The sequence below is a fragment of the Actinoplanes sp. CA-015351 genome, assembly GCF_050955685.1.
In the GTDB taxonomy this organism is placed as follows: Bacteria; Actinomycetota; Actinomycetes; order Mycobacteriales; family Micromonosporaceae; genus Actinoplanes.
Genome location: NZ_CP192102.1, coordinates 7,149,604 through 7,167,991 on the forward strand (window position 1 = coordinate 7,149,604; position 18,388 = coordinate 7,167,991).

Genomic DNA, 18,388 nt, shown 5'->3' on the forward strand with positions numbered 1-18,388 from the left:
CGCTCAGAGCGTCTGCATGGTCGCGATCCGCTCCTCAAGCTGCTCGATCGTCGCCTGGGCGCTCGGCGGACCGCCGCAGAGCCGCCGAAGCTCCGCGTGGATCTTGCCGTGCGGCAGATTGGTCCGGTGGTGGTGTGCCGCCACCAGAGTGTTCAGCTGGCGGCGCAGGCTGTTGCGCCGCTCCCCCGCGCTCATCGGGACGACCGGTTCGCGCGGCTCCGGCACGGCGGGCTCGGCCGGCTGCTGGCGTCTCTGCGCCGCGATCTGCTCGGCCTGCCGCTTGTTCAGCAGGTCGGTCACCTGGTCCGGGGTCAGCAGGCCGGGCAGACCGAGATAGTCCAGCTCCTCGGCCGTGCCGGTACGCGCACCCGTGCCGAACGAGGTCCCGTCGTAGATGACCTGGTCCAGTTCCGCCGTGGCGGAGAGCGCCTCGAACTGTTTCTCAAGGTCACCGAGGGCGTCCTCGGATTTCTGCGCCCGCTCGATCAGCTCGTCGTCGAGCCCGTCCTTCTCCTTCGGCGCGCCGAGCACGTGGTTGCGCTCGGCCTCCATCTCGCTGGCCAGCCCCAGCAGGTGCGGCACGCTCGGCAGGAACACCGTGGCGGTCTCGCCCTCCACCCGGGATCGCACGAAACGGCCGATCGCCTGGGCGAAGTAGAGCGGGGTGGACGCGCTGGTGGCGTAGACGCCGACGGCCAGGCGTGGGATGTCGACGCCCTCGGACACCATCCGGACCGCGACCATCCAGCGGTCCTCGGAGGCGGCGAACTTGGCGATCCGGCCGGAGGCGCCCTCGTCGTCGGAGAGGACGATCGTGGCCGACTCGCCGGTGAGGTCGTGCAGCAGTTTCGCGTACGCCCGGGCGGACTGCTGGTCGCTCGCGATGACCAGGCCACCGGCGTCCGGCATGCCGTGCTCGCGCAGCTTGGAGAGCCGGGAGTCGGCGGCACGCAGCACCTGGGGCATCCAGTCGCCGCGGTGGTCAAGGGCGGTACGCCAGGCCTGCGCCACCAGGTCCTTGGTCATCGGCTCGCCGAGCCGGGCGGCCAGCTCGTCACCGGCGTTGGTCCGCCAGCGGGTCTCGCCCGAGTACGCCATGAACAGCACCGGCCGCACGACCCGGTCCCGGAGCGCGTCGGCGTAGCCGTAGACCGAGTCGGCCTTGGACCGCTGGATGCCGTCGTTGCCGCGCTCGTACGTCACGAACGGGATCGGGTTCTCGTCGGAGCGGAACGGGGTTCCGGTGAGCAGCAGGCGGCGCACCGCCGGCTCGAAGGCGTCCTTGACCCCGTCACCCCAGGTCCGTGAGTCACCGGCGTGGTGGATCTCGTCGAGGATGACGAACGTGCGGCGCGTGATGGTCCGCCGTTTGTGCACTGCGGGCGCCATGCCGACCTGCGCGTACGTCACCACCGCGCCGTGGAAGTCGCGGGACGAGTGGACGTCGGCGTTGCGGAATTTCGGGTCGAGCTGGATGCCGACCCGGGCCGCCGCGTGCGCCCACTGGGTCTTCAGGTGCTCGGTCGGGCAGACCACGGTGACCGCGTCGCAGGTGCCGTCGGCGAGCATCTCGGCGGCGATCCGCAGCGCGAACGTGGTCTTGCCGGCGCCGGGCGTCGCCACGGCCATGAAGTCGTCAGAACGCCGGCGAAGGTACGTCACCATCGCCTTGCGCTGCCAGGAACGCAGCGCCGGGAAGGACTCCAGTTTCGGCAGAGGCGGGCTCAAGCTGCGCGGATCCCTTCGCTCACGGAAAAACCTCCGCGTTCTGTGGGCGCGGAGGCGTCGTCCAGCATAGCCGCGGGAGGGTGCCCGGAGGGTGCCACGGCACTGCGATCAAAGGCTCAAAAAACCTGCGGGATCAACGGCTCAAAAACCTACGGCGCGGCCACCGGTGCCGACCACCGACGACGGAGCGCGACAAGGCGTACCCCTGTCATCAGGGCCGCGGCGCCGATGAGCGGGAGCAAGCCGGTGAAGCCCAGCCAATGCAGGACGGTGACCAGGACCGCGCCGCCCAGCGCGACCACCGCGTAGATCTCGCGCCGCAGCACTGTCGGGATCTCGCCGGTGAGCAGGTCTCGGGCGAGGCCGCCGCCGATCGCGGTGAGCATGCCGAGCAGGCAGGCGCCGACCGGTGACACGCCGGCGCCGAGCGCCTTGAGCGTGCCGGTGGCGGTGAAGAGTCCCAGCCCGGCGGCGTCGAGAAGCAGGACGGTCCGACGGAGCCGGTTCAGCGTGGGGTGGAGCCAGAAGGCGGCCAGCGAGGCCAGAACCGCGGTGATCGCGTAACGCCAGTCGGCGAACGCCAGGGGCGGGACCGCGCCGATCGCAAGGTCCCGCAGAATGCCGCCACCCAGCGCGGCCACGAAGCCGACGAACGCGACCCCGAACAGGTCGAGCCGTTTCGCGACGCCGGCTGTGGCGCCGGAGGCGGCGAACACCGCCACACCGATCAGGTCCGCGACGAGCAGGCCGTATCCACTCGTCACGTGCGGACTAAACCTTCATGGATTCGTAGATCTCCTTGCACTGCGGGCAGACCGGTGAGCCCGGCTTGGGCGTCTTCGTCACCGGGAAGGTCTCGCCGCACAGCGCCACGACAAGGTTGCCCATGACGGCGCTCTCGGCGATCTTCTCCTTGCGCACGTAGTGGAACATTTCCGGACCGGTGTCGGCGTCCTTGGTCTCCGGACGCTCCAAGATCTGGGTGCTCACGGTTATCTGCCCTTCGAAGATTCGCTGCTTGACGGAGGCGATGCTCCGACCGACAAGTCTGACACCTCACGCCGGGTCGGTCCAACGACAAGGCGGCTGGCAGGCGACGTACGGTGATCATGTGACTGACTTCGCGATTCAATACGGTGAGCATGTGCTCCACGCCCACCAGGACGGCAAACCGGTGGTGGCGCTGGAGAGCACCATCATCTCGCACGGGCTCCCGCACCCGGACAATCTTCGGGTGGCCCGGGAGATCGAGCAGACCGTCCGGGACAACGGTGCCGTTCCGGCCACCATCGGCATGATCGGCGGCCAGGTGGTCGTCGGTCTCGACGGCGACCAGATCGAGCACCTGGCGCTCGCCAAGGACGTCGCGAAACTCTCCGTCCGGGACCTGGCGATCGCCGCGGCACGGCGGGCCGACGGCGCCACCACTGTCGCGGCCACCAGCGCGATCGCCGAGGCAGCCGGGATCCGGGTCTTCGCCACCGGCGGCCTGGGCGGCGTGCACCGGGAGGCGAACCTCACGTTCGACGAGTCGGCCGACCTGACCGAGCTGGCGCGTACGCCGATCGTCGTGGTCTGCGCCGGCGTGAAGTCGATCCTCGACGTGGGCGCCACGCTGGAACGGCTGGAGACGCTCGGCGTATCGGTCGCCGGTTACCAGACCCGGCGTTTCCCCGGCTTCTTCATCACCGACGGCGGCTTCGACGTCGACTGGCAGCTCGACTCGCCCGAGCAGGTGGCGGACTTCATCGCTGCCCGCGAGGCGCAGGGCACCAGCACCGGCGCCCTCGTCCTGGCGAACCCGCTGCCCACTGACGAGCAGCTGGACCCGGCCCTGCACGACCGGACCCTGGCGACCGGGCTGAGCCTGCTCGCCGAGGAGAACGTCACCGGCAAGGCGGTCACCCCGTTCCTGCTGTCGCACTTCCACTCCAGCACCGAGGGCAAGAGCCTGGAGGTCAACATCCGGATCATCCTGCGCAACTCGGCCCTGGCCGCACGGATCGCGGTGGCCTCCGGCAAGGGCTCGGCGGGCCCGGTCGGCTTCAGCGCCCCATGATCATCGTCGTCGGGGATCTGGTCACCGACGTTCTGGTCGAGCACAACGGCCCGCTTCACCCCGGTTCCGACACCGACGCGGCGATTCGCGTCAGCGGTGGTGGCCAGGCCGCGAACACCGCGGCCTGGCTGGCCCACATCGGTCACCCGGTGTCGCTGGTCTCGGCCGTCGGCGACGACGTATCCGGCCGCGACCGGGTGGCCGAGCTGGAATGGGCCGGCGTGCGCTGCGCGGTTCAGGTCTGCCCGGGCGCGGCCACCGGCAGCGTCGTGGTTCTCACCGGCCCCGGCGAGCGCACGATGGTCACCGACCGCGGAGCGTCACTGCTCCTCGACCCGGACCACGTCACCTCGGTGATCACCGGCGCTCCGGACGGCTCGCACGTGCACCTCTCCGGTTACCCGCTGCTGCACGCCGGGTCCCGCGCCGCCGGTCTCGCGGCCCTGACGGCCGCGGCCCGGCGGGGACTCACCGTGAGCGTCGATGCGGCCTCAGCGGCCCCCTTGCGCTCGGTCGGTGCCCAGGCCTTCCTGACGTGGGTACGCGAAACCGGCCTGCTCCTGTGCAACGCGGACGAGGCCGAGGTGCTCGCCGGGCCGGGCAGCGCCGCCGACCAGGGACACCGGCTCACGGCTCACGTGCAGGGCGCGGTGGTGAAACAGGGCGCGGCCGGAGCGGTGTGGAGCTTCCGGGACCGATCGGTCGTCACGGGGCGGGCTCACGGCGTACCCATGAAGGATCCGACCGGCGCTGGTGACGCTTTCGCAGCGGGCTTGCTGGCGGCGAAGTGCTCGGGCGCGACGCCGGAGGCGGCGCTCGCGGCAGGAGCGGAACTCGGCGCCCGCGCGGTTTCGGTGCTGGGGGCGCGGCCCTAGGTCTGCTGCCTGCTTTCCGTCACCACCTCGGCGTCGATGGTGACCGGCTCCGGGACGGGCTGGGCGGTGGACTGGATCAGCGCCCGGCGCACGTCCTCACGCGCTGCCGCGTCGGCCGCCCGCTCGGCCTTGCTCTTGGGCGGGCGGTCGTTCGCGATGAGCACGGCCGCCCAGGGCAGAAAGACCATCGCGGCCGCGCAGAGAACCAGCCAGAGCGGCAGCAACGGCACCCGCAAACTGATGAGAACGCCACCCAGGATCAGGCAGAGGGCCCGCACCATCATCATCGTGACGTAGCGGATTTCCCTGCTCCGGAGCTGGTCGGCCTGGCTGCGAGCGGCATCGGTGATCACCACCGGTTGCTTCTTCACGCGAGGACTCCGATCGACTCCGCCATCCTCCCACCGCTCGGAGGTTTTCACCCAGCAGGCCCTAGAGAGCCTTCGCGGCTTTCGCTTCTTTCGCCTCGGCCTTTGCCGCCTTCTTGTTGGCGCGGACCTTCACCAGCGACTCCTCGTCGACGATGTCCGCGACCGACTTGAACGCGTCCTCGTCCCCATAGGCACCGGCCGACTCGCGCCATCCGTCCGGCCGCACGCCGAGCTGCTTGCCGAGCAGCGCCACGAAGATCTGCGCCTTCTGCTTGCCGAACCCGGGCAGCGCGAGGATCCGCTTGTACAGCTCAGCCCCGGTCCGCACGCCGGCCCAGAGGTTCGCGGTGTCACCGTCGTACTGATCGGCGATGACCCGGCAGACCTCCTGCACGCGGGCGGCCATCGCTTTCGGGAAGCGGTGCAACGCCGGCGGCTCGGCGAAGATCGCCAGCAGAGCCTCCGGGTCGAAATCAGCGAGCTCCACGGCGGTGGGCTCGTGCCCGAGACGCTGAGCCAGCACGTACGGCGAGGTGAACGCCTTCTCCATGGTGATCTGCTGATCGAGGACAAGCCCCAGCAACACAGCCAGCGCACTCCGGTCGAGCAGCGCATTGGCCTCAGCGTCGATAGGCAGCGAGAACGTCATACCGCTCATCTTCCTACGCCGTCACTGCGTCACGGACAGCGAGTGGCCTCAACCTCCGACACTTCTCCGAGAACCTCGATCAGGGATCCTTGATGCACAAGCCGAACGCCCACAGATGCGCCGCCGCAACCGCGCCAGCCTGAACCAGTGGGCGAAGATGTACATATTCTTGTACGTCCCGGTCCAGGTCTACGACGAACTCCGCGGCGAACGCGAGCTAGCGGTCGACGACGCGGTCGAATCCCTGCGGGCCGAAGCGCTGGCGCCGTCCTCGGTGGCGACCGAGTTGGCCGGGCTGTTCGCACAGGGGCGCATCACCGCCGGTCAGATGGAGGCCATGCTGCTGGCCTACCACCGCGCCACGTGAGCGGCGAGGACCCGTACGTCGCCGGCGGCGTCCTGGTCAACAAGCTCGGCATCACTTCAGCCGCTGCCCTCAGTCAGGCCGAGGCCGACCTCACCCTCGTCGCCATACTCCGCTTGTCGGTGCATCCGTTACCGGGCGACTACGACCTCGAACACCTGCCGGAATTTCACCGCCAGATCTTCAGTGCCGTCTATGCCTGGGCGGGCCGGATACGGACCGTTGACATCGCCTTCTTTCGGCAGCTGGCACGGGACGCTGGCTGGCGGATCGCCTGGCGCGATCTTGACGCGGCGAAGAACAACCAGGCGTCGTCGGCGCGCTTCACGGCGACACCAAACCCCTGGTCAGGATGTTCGACGGCCTGGTCCGGCCGGCGTAGGGCGCCGACGGGCTAGGCGTACTCGTCGGGGTGGGCATGGGATTCGATGCGGCGGGCGGTTTCGTCGGCCAGATCCTGGACGAGCTGCAGGTGGGCGGTGTCGAACTCGCGGGGTTGCAGGTCCAGGCCGCACACGCTGCCCAGCACCAGACCACGGCTGGAGATCACCGGGGCGCCGATGTACGACCGGATTCCCTCGCGCGTGACCAGCGGGTTGTCCTTGAACTCGGCGTCGGTGGTGAAGTCGTTGACGTACCGGGCCTCCTCGGACCGCAGCAGCGGCCCGCAGAACGCCCACTCGATCGGGGTGCCGCCGACCTCGGCGACCCACTCGGGGATCGGGCCGCGACCGGCCAGGAAGACCTGTGCGTCGCTGAGCAGGCCGGTGACCATGGCGAACGGGGTGTCCATCCGGGCCGCGACCTCCTCCACCAGCTCGGTGAGGTACTCCCGGGGCGCCTCGACGTCCACGCCGAGGCGGGCCACTTCGAGAAGCCGGGCACGATCCCGGATCTCGGGGTATCGCAGCGTCGTCATGAGGGTACCGATCGGGCCAGGGCCTCGTACGTGATGATCCGGACCTTGAGCGACCGCCCGGCCACCCGGCTCAGCTCGCCGACCTCCATCACGTGCTCGGCGACCCGGCGCAGGGCGGCGGGCTCCGTCACCGGCCGTCGCATGCCGAGCGCCTGCACGGCCAGGCTCCACAGGCCCTCTGCCATCTGCGGGCCGACCAGGTCCGTCAGGGCGTTGACCGCGTCCTGCTCGGTCGGCAGGTCGTGACCGTATTTCTCGATGCGCGCCATCGCCGGGCACCTCTCGCTGGCAATCTCGTACGTTTTCTCAGAAGAGTTCGATGAGCGGTTCGGTCGCGGACTGGGCCTCTTGACCGGTGTGCTGCGCATGCGTCGTTCGCTGCCGGGACATCACGTGCTTGGCACGCAGATCCTCCACGTTGATGGCTCGGGCCCGCAGGTCCTCCTCGGAAACATCACCTCGGCTGTACGCGCGGACGTCCTCGGCCTGTTGGCAGACGTCGCCGACCGCCTGCGCCACATGCTCCAGCATCTGGCGGCTGATGTCCTGGAATTGGACTTGTGCGACCGCCCCGGTGGTCTCCGCGATCAGTGCGTCGGAACTGCGCTGCACCTGGTGTGCCGCGTTGACGGTGTCCCTCAGGATCCCGCTCACCATCTCCGACATCTCCCGCTGGGCGTTCGCGATACCGCCGAGCCTGCGGGTCATCGCCGTCTCCTCGTTCTGCCGTGGAATCTCCTCGTCGCTGTCAAACTGGCTGTCATCGGAGAGCACGGCATCGAGCCTGGCGGTCAGGTCGGCGATGTTGCTGCCGATGCCGTGCGCCGCTTCCGAGGATCGGCGGGCGAGTTTGCGGACCTCGTCGGCAACCACCGAGAAGCCTTCGCCGGCCTCACCGGCCCGAACCGCTTCGATCATCGCGTTGAGCGCCAGGATGTTGGTGGCCCGGCTCACCTCTTCGATCTGCGTGACGTGCTGGTTCAGCTCTCGCATCTGATCCACCAGGGCACGAATTTGGTGATCACGCTGCAGGAAGTACGCGATCAGCCGGCCGACCAGCTGATCATTGGAGGCGCTGATCTGGCTGAGTTCGGACTCGGTGCGGCTGAGCGTCCCGGCCAGCTGAGAGACGTCCCCGGCCATCACCTCCGCGAGCGAGTCCACCTTCACCAACTGCTCGACGATGGCGAGGGCGGCTTCCCCGGTCTGCTCGATGACGTCGTTCACATGAGCTTCGATCACCTCGCCGTACGCCGGGACCGGCTCCAGCGCTTCGGCCACGACGTCACCGCGAACACGCTGCTCATCCGGCTCGGGAGGAGTCAGCGTGAATTTGCGGAGAAGACTTGGCATGCCGATACCTCCGGAGCGTGGGAAAGTCGGAACGGTCAGGCCCCCGGCAGAACCTGCTTGATCACGCCGAGGAGCTGGTCCGGCCCGACGGGCTTGACCAGCCAACCGGTGGCGCCGGCGCTCTTCGCCTCGGTGCGCTTGGACTGCTCCGACTCGGTGGTCAGCATGAGGATCGGGGTGAACCGCATGCCGGGCGCCTTGCGAGCCTCGCGGGCGAAGGTGATCCCGTCCATCTGCGGCATGTTGACGTCACTGATGATCAGGTTCGGCTTCACACCCTTGCTGAGCTTGTCGAGCGCCTCCTTCCCGTGTCCGGCGGTCTCGACGGTGTAACCGGCTTTGGTGAGGATCGCCTTCAGGCTCATGAGCATGGTGGCGGAATCGTCGACGAGCATCACAGTGGTCATGGTTCGGTCCCCTTGCTGCTGGCTTGGCCGCTACCGGAGTTGAGCAGCGGTAGCACCTGCGCCGCCAGGAAGGCGTCGGTCGGTGCCGCTGATATTTTCGGTTTGAAAAGCAGCAGGGCTTGGAGCGCGCCGGTGTGCAGATGGTTGCACCTGCGCAGACTCACCCGGGGCTTCCGGGCGGCGCGTAACCAGCCGGTCAGCTGCTCGACCTCGTCGACGGTCACCACGCCGACCAGGGTGGCGCTGTCGTCATGCAACTCGAGCGGCAAGTCCGAGCACCTCCTTCATATTGAGCACGAGCAGAACCAGCCCGTCACCGAGCAGGGCGGTGCCGGAGAACTCGTCCGCGTACGCGAGCAGACCCTCCATCGGTTTGAGGATCACGTCGACCTCCCGGTGGAACTGTTCGACGAGCAGGCCGGCCCGTTGACCGTTGACGCTCACCACGAGGATCGCCCGGTCCGCGTCCGGGTCGTTCGTCCACGGCATGTCCAGCGTCCGGGCCAGGTCCAGTACCGGCACCACCTCGCCGCGCATCACGACGACCTCCTGGTGCAGCACGTGGCCCATCTCGGCGGCGGGGACCCGTACCGTCTCCACCACCAGGTCGACCGGAATGCCGAACCGCTGACCGGCCACGCTGACCACCATCACCTGGGTGACGGCCATCGAAAGCGGCAGCCGCAGCCGGGTCGACGTGCCGTGACCGAGTTTGGATCGCATCGTGACGGTACCGCCGAGCCTCTCCACGCTGGCGCGTACCGCGTCCATGCCGACCCCACGGCCGGAGAGATCCGAAACTTGGTCGGCGGTGGAGAACCCGGCGCGGAAGACCAGGTCGACTGCCTCGATGTCGGTGAGCGTCTCCAACTCCTCCTCACTGATCAGGCCTTTTTCGTACGCCTTGCGCTTGACCCGTTCGGGGTCGACGCCCCGGCCGTCGTCGGACACCTCGACGATCACCGCGTCGCCGTCGGCCACCGCGGCCAGGGTGAGTTTGGCCGCCGGGCCCTTACCGGCCGCCACCCGTTCGTCCGGCGGCTCGATGCCGTGGTCGAGGCTGTTGCGGACCAGGTGGACCAGGGGGTCGCCGAGCGCTTCGATGACGTCCTTGTCGGCCATCGTGTCCTCGCCCTCGGTGACCAGCTCGATGGTCTTGCCGAGTCGCCGGCTGAGGTCCCGGACCAGGCGGGGGAAACGCCCGAAAGCCACCGAGAGCGGCAGCATCCGGACGTCCATCACGGCGGACTGCAACTCCTCGGCGATCCGGTGCAGTCCGGCGTACTGATCCTTGATCCGCCGGCTGAGCACCCTGCTGCCGAACTCCTCCTCCGCCGAGTCGGCCAGGAACGTCAGCCCGTTCTTGGCCACGTTCAGTTCGCCGACCAGCTCCATCAGCCGGTCCACCTTCTCCTGATCGACCTTGAGCACTTTGGTGCCCACCTGTCCGCCGGGATCGTCAGCCCGGCCGATCGGCTCGGCAGGCGCGAGCTCGGGCGCGGCCGGTTGCTCCGGATGCGGCAGCAGCGCTCCGACCGGCGACGGCGCGGCCTCGGCGAGCAGCCGCGCCACTGCCGCGCTGACCGCATCGCGGTCCGCATCGGCCAGATCCATAGGTACGCCAAGAGCCTGTGCCGCCGCGGCGACGGTGTAAGCCATCGACCTCAGCTGGTGGCCCTCGGTCTCGTTGACCTCCAGGGTGCGCTGGGCGGCGAGGAGAACCGCCCGCGCGTCCGCGGCCGCTTCCGAGTCGGCCACCGCGGTGACGGCGATCGTCACCATTTCCTCGGCGTGCAACGGCGGCTCACCGCTGAGATGCCGGGTGATCGCACCGGCATCCAGCTCGACGATCTGGACCTGTTCCGGAACGTACCGCATGAGGTATTCCAGCTCGCCGATCGCGGCTCGGGTGGCGAGCACGAAGGAGAGCAGGCAAACGTATTCGTCGTACTCCTCGACAGCGGGCCACCGCTCGGGCGCGACGATGCCGAGTTTCTCCAGCCCAGGCACCTGCCGGATCAGGTGAAGCGGATCCTCGGCCCGGAAGAAGCAGTCCGGATCAGGGGTGTACCGGACGAACCGCATCGTCGACGAGGTGGTGTCCAGCCACGCCGCGGTCCGGGTCAGCCACTCGGCGTCGAACCAGGCCAGCCACTCCGGGGCTGCGTCGATCACGGTGACCCCGGCGGCGGTGGTGGCCGGGGTGTGCGCCACCGGCTCACCGCCGAGCGGCGCCCGCAATTTGGTGATCAGCCCGGCCGCGTCGTTGCCCGCGCCGGCGGGCAGCCGCTCGTGCGAGGTGACGTGCGCGAGCCAGCCCCGGATCAGGTCGAACGCGGCCAGCAGATCGTCGGTCATGCCCGAGTCGAGGGCGAGGCGGCCGCCGCGTACCGCGTCCAGCAGATCCTCGGCGGCGTGGGTGAGCCGGGTCAGCTCGGGGAAGTCGAAGAGGCCGGACGAGCCCTTGAAGGTGTGCGCCGCCCGGAACACCTCGTTCACCAGCTCCGGATCGCCGGGTTTCCGCTCCAGTTGGAGCAGGCCCTCGTCGACCGAGGCGAGCAGGTCGTTCGCCTCGGCAAGAAACTGTGCGAGCAGCGGGTTCATTCCAGCGTGCCCTTCCCCGACGTGAGCATCGTGGCGATCCGAACCAACCGGTCACCAGCAACCGGTTTGACCAGGTACAGGTTCGCGCCCGCGGCGTATGCCCGGTCGGCGTCGCCGGGCCGGTCCTCGGTGCTGATCATCAAGACCGGCGCCTCGGTGCCGACCCTCTCCGATCGCAGCGTCTCCACGCAGGTGTAGCCGTTCATCTTCGGCATGTTGACGTCGACCACGAACAGGTCGAACGGCGTCGCCATGGCCGACTCGACGGCTTCCAGGCCGTTCGCCGCCTCGTCGACCTGGAAGCCGGCTTCGATGAGCAGGCTGCTGTGATAGAGCCGCACCGTGGCGGCATCGTCGACGACGAGCACCCGGGGTTTCGTATCGGTTTCCGAGGTCATCACTTGGCTCCGGTCGGTCGCTGGTAGACGATGCCCTCCGGCAGGCGGGTCGGCGTGAAGATCGGCGAGATCCGGCTCATCGACTCGGAGTGACCGAGGAAGAGGTACCCGCCCGGGCGCATCGCGCCGTAGAGGTTCTCGGCTGCCCGGCGGCTGGACAGTTCGTCGAAATAGATCAGCACGTTGCGGCAGAAGACGACGTCGAAGTCGCGGAAGGAACGCATCGAGAAGGTGTCGCAGATATTGACCTTGTGCAGGGTGACCGCACTGCGGATGCCGTCGTCCACCTGGAAGCGCCCGCCACCGACGGGCGTGAAGTACTTGTTCATCCAGGCCTTCGGCACCCGCTGCACCGACCGCTCGCCATAGCTCGCGTGCGCCGCCTTGGCGAGCACGTCGCTGTCGATGTCGGCGCCGTGGATCTCCACGTCGACGTGGTCGATCTGGTCCCACTCCTCCAGCAGGCGCAGGGCGATCGAGTACGGCTCCTCGCCGGTCGAGCACGGCAACGAGAGGATCTTGACGGGTCCGACGATCCGGTTCAGGCCGCCGCGGTCCCGCAGCACGTTCGGCAGGACCGTGCTGAGCATCGCGTCGAACTGGTAGTCCTCCCGCAGGAAGTACGTCTCGTTGACGGTCAGCTGGTTGATCAGGTCCTGCAGCATCCCGGAGCCCTCGTTCACCCGCAGGGCGGCGAACCAGCCGGCGAACGTGTCGTACGCCGACTCACGGACACAGGTGTCGATCCGCTTGTCGACGAAGTACCGCTTCCCCGAGGCGAAGTGGATGCCGGTGCGTTTGTAGAAGTACTCGGTGAACCGGGTGAAGTCGGCGTCGGAGAGCCCCGCCCCGGTGGTGGCCGCGCTCGCCATCACGCCGTCCCGGCCAGCCGGGGCAGGGCGGCTTGAACGGTGAACCGGAGGAACGGGTCGTCGGGGAAACGATGCACGGCCGCCTCCAGTACCTCCGCGTGCTCGGAGGTCGCGACCGGCAGCAGCGCGTCGATTGCGGCGGTGACGACGTTCGGATGCGGATCGTCACTGATCATCCGGGTCAGCCAGACGGCCGTGTCGGGATGGGGCAGGTCGGCGAGGACCATCGCGGTCATCACCCGGACGTCATGATCGGGAGCGGCGAGCAGGCTGGGCAGCAGGGCCGGCACCGAACGCGGCATGGTGGCGAGTGCTTCCGCCACCGCTGTGCGCAGGGCCGCGTCGTCGCTGGCGAGATGGATCGCGAGGCCGCCTGCGACGGTCTCGGTGTCGTGCGCGGCGAGCGTGGTCAGCACCGCGTCGCGCACGTTCGTCTCGGTCTCCGCCAGAACCCGGGAGAGCAGCTCCGGCACCGCCTCCGGGACGCCGTCCAAGCCCAGCGCGGCCTCCCGCCGGCAGTCCGGGTCCGGGTCGTCGAGCCGAGCCCGCAGTGCCTCCACCGACGGTCTCTCCGGCACGACCTCCATGGGTTGCTCAGGGGTCTGCTTGCGAATCAGTCCCATCGTGATAACCCTTTCTTGACGTCAGCGGACCCAGCCGGCCAACCGGTCGGCGATTTCGTATGAAGGCAGCACGGCCGTAGCCCCGCCGCGCCGGGCGAGCTCACCCGGCATGCCCCAGACCACAGCGGTCTCCTCGGCCTCGGCGATGGTCCGGCCACCGCCCGCCATCACCGCGGCCATCTCGGCGGCGCCGTCGTCACCCATCCCGGTCAGCAGCGCGCACACCAGGCGCTGCGGGTCGACGTAGCGGTGGGCGGAGCCCACCAGCCGGTCGACGCTCGGATGCCAGCGGTACTCGGCGGCGGCCGGCACGCTCTTGACGATCAGGCCGTCGGTACGCCGGGCCACCACGACGTCGGCGTTGCCCCGGCCGATGTAGATGTTGCCGCGTTTCAGATTCATGATCCGGTCGACCTCGTGCACCCGCAGCGCGCATGCCTCGTCGAGGCGGCGGGCCAGCGTCGCGGTGAACGCCGCCGGGATGTGCTGCGCCACGATGACCGGCGCGCCCAGCGTGGCGGGCAGCCGCGGCAACAGCTCGGAGAGCAACGCCGGGCCACCGGTGGACGAGCCGATCAGAACCAGGTCGACCGAGCCCACCTTGCCGAGGTCCCGGCGTGGTGGCGCGGCCGCGCTCTGCTGGTTCTGCTGGTTCTGCTGGTTCTGCTGGTTCTGGGCTCGTACTCGTGCGACGGTCCCACCGGCCCGCCGCAGGCGGACCCCCGCCGCGGCACGCACTTTGTCCACCAGCTCGGCCGCGACCTCGTCGATGTTCAGCGAGACCGTGCCGCCCGGCTTGGCGACGTAGTCCACCGCGCCGAGTTGCAGCGCCTCGAGGGTGACGAGGGCATTGTGCTCGGTCAGCGAGGAAACCATGACCACCGGCGTCGGGCGCTGCTCCATGATCCTCGCGAGGCAGGTGAGCCCGTCCATCTCCGGCATGTTGATGTCGAGCGTCACGACGTCAACCTCCAGCCGCCCGAGATGTTCCAGCGCGTCGATGCCGTTACGGGCGGTGTGCACCTCGAACCCGCCGGCATCGAGGAGGATGCCCTTGAGCGCGCGGCGCATCAACGCGGAGTCGTCGACGACCAGGACGGAAGCGGATGGCACCGTTGACTCCGCTCAGACGCCGACGAGTGCGTCGTCCCGGACCGCCTCGCACAGCTCGGCGGCCTGGTCGGCCTGATCCGCCGCCAGCAGCTGGTCCACCTGGACCAGCAGGAGCATGCGCTGCTGCTCCGGCAGGTTCGCCACCCGTGAGACCACCCGCGCCTGCTCCGCTGACAGCTCGGGCGCCGGCTCCAGCACGTTGCGACCGACCCGGGCCACCTCCGCGACCGAATCGACGATGAACCCGGTGCGCACGCCGCCGATGATCAGCACAACGATGCGCTGCCGCTCGTCGCGCTCGGTACGGCCCAACCCCAGCCGGGTGCGCAGGTCGACCACCGGCAGGACGGTGCCTCGCAGATTGACCAGGCCCTCCACGAAGTCGAAGGACTTCGGCACCCGGATCAGCGCCTCGGGCACCCGGATGATCTCCTGGACCACGTCGACGTCGACGGCGTACTCCTCGTCGTCGAGGCGGAACACGACGAAGAGCTCCTCGTCGCCGCGCCCGTCGTCGACGGCTCTGTCCTGATCCACATCCAGCTCCTGGTCATCGTCGCGGTAGTCAGCGATCTCGTTGCGTACCTCCGGCGAGTCGAACATCCGGTTCACACTGAGGACCGAGACCAGCCGCTTGCCGTCCTCAAGGCGGCACACCGACTCCACCTCGGACTTGCGCCCGTCACCGGTGACCACAGACGGCAGGGGCGCCACCAGCTGGTGCGGAACCCGGAGCACCTCACGCACCGTGTCCATCACCACGCCGACCACACCACCGTCGATCGAGACCACGACGATCCGGTTCTGCGGCGCCAGCGGGGTGACCGGCAGGCCGAAGACCCGGCGCATGCTGACCACCGGCAGCAGCCGGCCGCGCAGATCGATGACACCGAGAACCCGGCTGCCGGCGTTCGGCACCGAGCTCACTGTCTCGGGCGCCTGCACGATCTCCTGCACCTGGTCGAGCGGCAGGGCGTACTCCTGACCCTCCACGGCGAAGCTGACCAGTTCCAGGGTGTCGTCCGACTCGGCGTCCACGTCGATCTCAGCCGGCATCCGGGCGGTCGCCGGGTTGTCCCGGCTGCCGCGTTCGGAGAGCCGGGAGTACTGACTGCCGATCAGCCGGTCCACGTCCAGCACGGTGGTCATGTCGCCGTCATCCGACTTGATCACGCCGACCAGGACGTCGGAGCGGACCGTCGCCTGCACCGACTCGGCCGGCTCCATCGCCTGCGGGTCGATGCTGATCACGCTGGCCACCCGGTCCACCACGAACCCGAGCGGCACGCCGCCGTCGACCACGATCACCCGGGTCGTCTCGTCGTGTGCGGCGCGCTCCAGGGAGCAGCATCCCCGCAGGTTCACCACCGGCAGCACCCGGCCGCGCAGGTTCGTCAGCCCTTCCAGCGACGGCGGGCCGAGCGGCACCTTCACCAGGGCGGGCATCCGGATGATCTCCTGGACCCGGCGCATCGGGAAGGCGTACCGCTCCCCCACCATGTCGAACGTGACGTAATCGCTGTCCTCGTCGAACTCTTCGGAGTTGAGATCCTCGTCGGTGTCCATCGGTGACCTCCCCTTCCCTGCCGTCAGCCGGCGTTCTGCAGCTCGTCGGCGAGCGCCGCGATCTCCTCGACGGCGGCGCCGAGCTCCTCGGCGCCCTGCGCCTGCTCCCGCGCCGCGGTGGAGGACTGCGCGGCCAGTTGCTCGGCCTCGTTCGCGGACGAGGAGATCTGCTCCAGCCCGACCTTGACCTCGGCGAGCACGCTGACGATCTGCTGGGCCGACTCGCGTACCTCCTCGTTGCCGCCGCGTACCTGCTGCATGTCTCGCTCGATCTCCTCGAGCCGGGAGGTGGTGATCTTGGCCGCCTCCACCTCGGCGAGCGAGAGCCGGCTGGTCTCCTCCAGGTCGGCGCGCACCTCGACGATCCGGTCCTGCACTGCCTTGACCAGGTCTTTGATGCGATCGGCGTTGTCGGCCGAATCACGGGCCAGGTTGCGGATGTCGGTGGAGACGACGGCGAAGCCCTTGCCGAACTCGCCGGCCCGTGCCGACTCGACGGAGCCGTTGACGGCCAGCATGTTCGTCTGGATCGACACGTTGGCGATCGCGTCCACGATCTTGTCGATCCGCCGGGAGATCTGCTCCAGCTCGGACACCTTGCGGACGTTCTCGATGCCCTCGCGGGCCGCCGTGCCGATCGCGTTGATCATCGAGTCGACGGCTTCCTTGTTGGTGCCGAGCTGCTCCAGGATCACGTCGGCCCGCTCCACCGCCATGCCACCGCGGCTGGAGGACAACTGCGCGCCCTGCTCGATCTGGCCGACCGCCTCGGCGGTCTGCTGGCCCTTCTCCGCGGCGGTCCGCGCCCCGCTGTTGATCTCGTTGATCGCGACGTTGATCTGGCTGGCCGCTCGGGTGATCTCCTCCACCGCGGCGGAAAGCTCCTCGGCCGCGGACGCCACCTCCTCGGCGCTCTTCGCGATGTCGGTGCTGGTACGCAGCGTCTCCGACACCTCGGCCAGCGAGTCGGCCGCCTGCTCGCTCTGCCGCAGTGCCTGGGTCTGCTGGCCCACCGTCTGCAGGGACTCCTCGCACGCCGCGGACTGCTGCTCGGCCGCCGCCGCGATCTCCTCGGATCGCTGCTTGGCCAGGCCGGCCGCCACCTTCGACTCTTCCGCCGCGACCGCCATCTCGGTCGCTCCGGTCATGATCGTTCCCATGTCCGCACGGATCATCTCCAGCTGCGAGGTGATCGTCTTACCCTTCTCGACCTCACCCTTGGCCAGCTCTGCCGATGTCTGCACCGCGCCGGCGATGTCGGTGACGCTGCTGCGCACCTCGTCGATCAGATCGCGGATCTGCCGGGCACTGCGCTCACTGGTCTCGGCGAGCGTGCGGACCTCGTCGGCGACCACCGCGAAGCCCTTGCCGTGCTGACGGGCACGGGCCGCCTCGATCGCCGCGTTCAGCGCCAGCAGGTTGGTCTGGTCGGCGATGTGCGCGACGGTCTTGACGATGTCGCCGATCTCGCCGGCCTGCTTCTCCAGCTCGGTGATGGTCACTACCGAGCTGGTCTGCCGCGCCGACGCGCTGTCGACGTTGGCCAGCAGGTTGCTGATCCCGGCGCGGGTTTCGTTCAGCAGGCCCTGGAGGGTCTGGCTCAGCTCGGCCACCTGCCGGGTGGTCTGTCCCTGGCGGGCCACCCGCTCCTCGACCTGGTTCATCGCGGCGAGGCTCTGCTGGGTGGCGCCGGAGGCCTCTTCGGCACCCGCGGCGATCTGCTGCATCGATTCAGAGAGCTGCCGGGACGCCTCAGCGGCCTCGGCGTTCTGTGCGGAGATCTCGGCGGTCGCCGCAGCGATCCGCTCGGCGGCCTGCTGTTGCTTCGCGACCGACCGGGCCTGACGGCGGCTGGCATCGGGGTCGACGCCCCGAGCCGGCCGCGTCGCCGCCGGCGCGGTCGCCGGCCGTGCCCGGGTCGTGTCGGCGCTACGCCCGGAAGAGGTGCTGGTGAGAGGCATGGGTGGGACTCCCATCTGAATACGGTCGATCCGGCACGAGGAGGTTCGGAACGAGTCGCCGCGATGGGGAGCACGCCACCGGCTTCAGCTGCCGAACACTTTGTCGACGGCCCCTCCGACCAGGAAAATCCTGGCACCGGGGCGTTCGGCGTCTGGGACATATCCAGTAATTTCGTTGTCCCATGGGGGCCGAGAATGGTTTGCGGGCGGCGACTCCGGGCATTCGCGACGAATGACCGACTCTGAAACCCGTGCCGACGACCCCGGCCTGTCCAGCACCCTCGACGCCGGAACCGACACCGAGCAGCTCCGCGACGGCGGCCCGCCGCCCGCGGGAGGCGGCATCCAGACCACCACCGGCGGCAACGCCGGGCCGGCCAGCTTCCCGAAGCGGCCGAACACCGGGCCCGGGGTGGCGAACACGACCACCGGCGACGCCACCACCGGCTCGCTGGCGACCCCGCCGGACAGCTACACCAGCGATACGGCCGGCTGATTCGTTCGGTTACCGTCATCCGGGCCGCCA

At 69.1% G+C, this 18,388-nt stretch carries 22 protein-coding genes; 5 read left to right on the forward strand and 17 right to left on the reverse strand.

Annotated features, from left to right (window positions below):
- Positions 1 to 3: 3 nt before the first annotated feature.
- From ACQP2E_RS32395 to ACQP2E_RS32405, 3 genes are all read right to left on the reverse strand, one after another.
- Positions 4 to 1,665, reverse strand: coding sequence for a DEAD/DEAH box helicase (locus ACQP2E_RS32395; RefSeq protein WP_433834124.1), 1,662 nt, complete (start codon positions 1,663 to 1,665; stop codon positions 4 to 6).
- A gap of 212 nt (positions 1,666 to 1,877) precedes the next feature.
- Complete coding sequence (locus ACQP2E_RS32400) at positions 1,878 to 2,492, reverse strand: trimeric intracellular cation channel family protein (protein ID WP_433826778.1); 615 nt, start codon at positions 2,490 to 2,492, stop codon at positions 1,878 to 1,880.
- Between the two features lie 7 nt (positions 2,493 to 2,499).
- Complete coding sequence (locus tag ACQP2E_RS32405) at positions 2,500 to 2,724, reverse strand: DUF3039 domain-containing protein (RefSeq protein ID WP_181557970.1); 225 nt, start codon at positions 2,722 to 2,724, stop codon at positions 2,500 to 2,502.
- 115 nt (positions 2,725 to 2,839) lie between these two features.
- On the opposite strand from ACQP2E_RS32405, the gene ACQP2E_RS32410 reads away from it, so the two are divergent.
- Together ACQP2E_RS32410 and ACQP2E_RS32415 are read left to right on the forward strand one after the other, a co-directional pair.
- Positions 2,840 to 3,787, forward strand: a complete 948-nt coding sequence (locus ACQP2E_RS32410; RefSeq protein WP_433826779.1) for a pseudouridine-5'-phosphate glycosidase — start codon at positions 2,840 to 2,842, stop codon at positions 3,785 to 3,787.
- A complete protein-coding gene (locus ACQP2E_RS32415; RefSeq protein WP_433826780.1) occupies positions 3,784 to 4,662 on the forward strand; it encodes a carbohydrate kinase family protein in 879 nt (292 codons plus the stop codon). The genes ACQP2E_RS32410 and ACQP2E_RS32415 overlap by 4 nt, the downstream gene beginning before the upstream one ends.
- Here the strand turns inward: ACQP2E_RS32415 and ACQP2E_RS32420 are convergent.
- Both ACQP2E_RS32420 and ACQP2E_RS32425 read right to left on the reverse strand, forming a co-directional pair.
- The gene (locus ACQP2E_RS32420; protein ID WP_433826781.1) at positions 4,659 to 5,033 is read right to left on the reverse strand and encodes a DUF3099 domain-containing protein; all 375 of its coding nucleotides are present in this window, start codon (positions 5,031 to 5,033) and stop codon (positions 4,659 to 4,661) included. The two genes, ACQP2E_RS32415 and ACQP2E_RS32420, sit on opposite strands and share 4 nt — an antisense overlap.
- Before the next feature lie 61 nt (positions 5,034 to 5,094).
- A complete protein-coding gene (locus ACQP2E_RS32425) occupies positions 5,095 to 5,682 on the reverse strand; it encodes an HhH-GPD-type base excision DNA repair protein (protein ID WP_433826783.1) in 588 nt (195 codons plus the stop codon).
- 157 nt (positions 5,683 to 5,839) lie between these two features.
- Here ACQP2E_RS32425 and ACQP2E_RS32430 point away from each other — a divergent pair, with 157 nt between their 5' ends.
- Positions 5,840 to 6,049, forward strand: a complete 210-nt coding sequence (locus ACQP2E_RS32430) for an antitoxin VbhA family protein (protein ID WP_433826784.1) — start codon at positions 5,840 to 5,842, stop codon at positions 6,047 to 6,049.
- Entirely contained in the window at positions 6,046 to 6,444 is a 399-nt protein-coding gene (locus ACQP2E_RS32435; RefSeq protein WP_433826785.1) for a hypothetical protein, read from the forward strand. The genes ACQP2E_RS32430 and ACQP2E_RS32435 overlap by 4 nt, the downstream gene beginning before the upstream one ends.
- Here ACQP2E_RS32435 and ACQP2E_RS32440 read toward each other — a convergent pair.
- From ACQP2E_RS32440 to ACQP2E_RS32495, 12 genes are read right to left on the reverse strand one after another with little or no spacing between them, the layout of a single operon-like run.
- Positions 6,441 to 6,965, reverse strand: coding sequence for a GAF domain-containing protein (locus ACQP2E_RS32440; protein ID WP_433826786.1), 525 nt, complete (start codon positions 6,963 to 6,965; stop codon positions 6,441 to 6,443). The genes ACQP2E_RS32435 and ACQP2E_RS32440 overlap by 4 nt on opposite strands.
- Complete coding sequence (locus ACQP2E_RS32445; protein WP_433826787.1) at positions 6,962 to 7,234, reverse strand: hypothetical protein; 273 nt, start codon at positions 7,232 to 7,234, stop codon at positions 6,962 to 6,964. The genes ACQP2E_RS32440 and ACQP2E_RS32445 overlap by 4 nt, the downstream gene beginning before the upstream one ends.
- 37 nt (positions 7,235 to 7,271) lie before the next feature.
- Positions 7,272 to 8,318: a methyl-accepting chemotaxis protein gene (locus ACQP2E_RS32450; protein WP_433826788.1), complete on the reverse strand. Its 1,047-nt coding sequence runs from the start codon at positions 8,316 to 8,318 to the stop codon at positions 7,272 to 7,274.
- A 35-nt stretch (positions 8,319 to 8,353) separates the two neighbouring features.
- Positions 8,354 to 8,725, reverse strand: a complete 372-nt coding sequence (locus tag ACQP2E_RS32455; protein ID WP_433826789.1) for a response regulator — start codon at positions 8,723 to 8,725, stop codon at positions 8,354 to 8,356.
- Positions 8,722 to 8,994 carry a hypothetical protein gene (locus tag ACQP2E_RS32460; RefSeq protein WP_433826790.1) on the reverse strand — a complete coding sequence of 91 codons (273 nt, stop codon included), beginning with the start codon at positions 8,992 to 8,994 and terminating at the stop codon, positions 8,722 to 8,724. Before ACQP2E_RS32460 ends, ACQP2E_RS32455 begins: the two co-directional genes overlap by 4 nt.
- The gene (locus tag ACQP2E_RS32465; protein WP_433826791.1) at positions 8,975 to 11,329 is read right to left on the reverse strand and encodes a chemotaxis protein CheW; all 2,355 of its coding nucleotides are present in this window, start codon (positions 11,327 to 11,329) and stop codon (positions 8,975 to 8,977) included. Before ACQP2E_RS32465 ends, ACQP2E_RS32460 begins: the two co-directional genes overlap by 20 nt.
- Positions 11,326 to 11,727: a response regulator gene (locus tag ACQP2E_RS32470; protein ID WP_433826792.1), complete on the reverse strand. Its 402-nt coding sequence runs from the start codon at positions 11,725 to 11,727 to the stop codon at positions 11,326 to 11,328. Before ACQP2E_RS32470 ends, ACQP2E_RS32465 begins: the two co-directional genes overlap by 4 nt.
- Positions 11,727 to 12,599, reverse strand: coding sequence for a CheR family methyltransferase (locus ACQP2E_RS32475; RefSeq protein ID WP_433826793.1), 873 nt, complete (start codon positions 12,597 to 12,599; stop codon positions 11,727 to 11,729). The genes ACQP2E_RS32470 and ACQP2E_RS32475 overlap by 1 nt, the downstream gene beginning before the upstream one ends.
- Positions 12,599 to 13,222 carry a HEAT repeat domain-containing protein gene (locus ACQP2E_RS32480; protein ID WP_433826794.1) on the reverse strand — a complete coding sequence of 208 codons (624 nt, stop codon included), beginning with the start codon at positions 13,220 to 13,222 and terminating at the stop codon, positions 12,599 to 12,601. Before ACQP2E_RS32480 ends, ACQP2E_RS32475 begins: the two co-directional genes overlap by 1 nt.
- A gap of 21 nt (positions 13,223 to 13,243) precedes the next feature.
- Entirely contained in the window at positions 13,244 to 14,335 is a 1,092-nt protein-coding gene (cheB, locus tag ACQP2E_RS32485) for a chemotaxis-specific protein-glutamate methyltransferase CheB (RefSeq protein ID WP_433826795.1), read from the reverse strand.
- A 12-nt stretch (positions 14,336 to 14,347) separates the two neighbouring features.
- Positions 14,348 to 15,901: a chemotaxis protein CheW gene (locus ACQP2E_RS32490; protein WP_433826796.1), complete on the reverse strand. Its 1,554-nt coding sequence runs from the start codon at positions 15,899 to 15,901 to the stop codon at positions 14,348 to 14,350.
- Positions 15,902 to 15,924: 23 nt separating this feature from the next.
- Entirely contained in the window at positions 15,925 to 17,862 is a 1,938-nt protein-coding gene (locus ACQP2E_RS32495) for a methyl-accepting chemotaxis protein (RefSeq protein ID WP_433826797.1), read from the reverse strand.
- A 232-nt stretch (positions 17,863 to 18,094) separates the two neighbouring features.
- Here ACQP2E_RS32495 and ACQP2E_RS32500 point away from each other — a divergent pair, with 232 nt between their 5' ends.
- Positions 18,095 to 18,358 carry a hypothetical protein gene (locus ACQP2E_RS32500; RefSeq protein ID WP_433826798.1) on the forward strand — a complete coding sequence of 88 codons (264 nt, stop codon included), beginning with the start codon at positions 18,095 to 18,097 and terminating at the stop codon, positions 18,356 to 18,358.
- Positions 18,359 to 18,388: the final 30 nt, after the last annotated feature.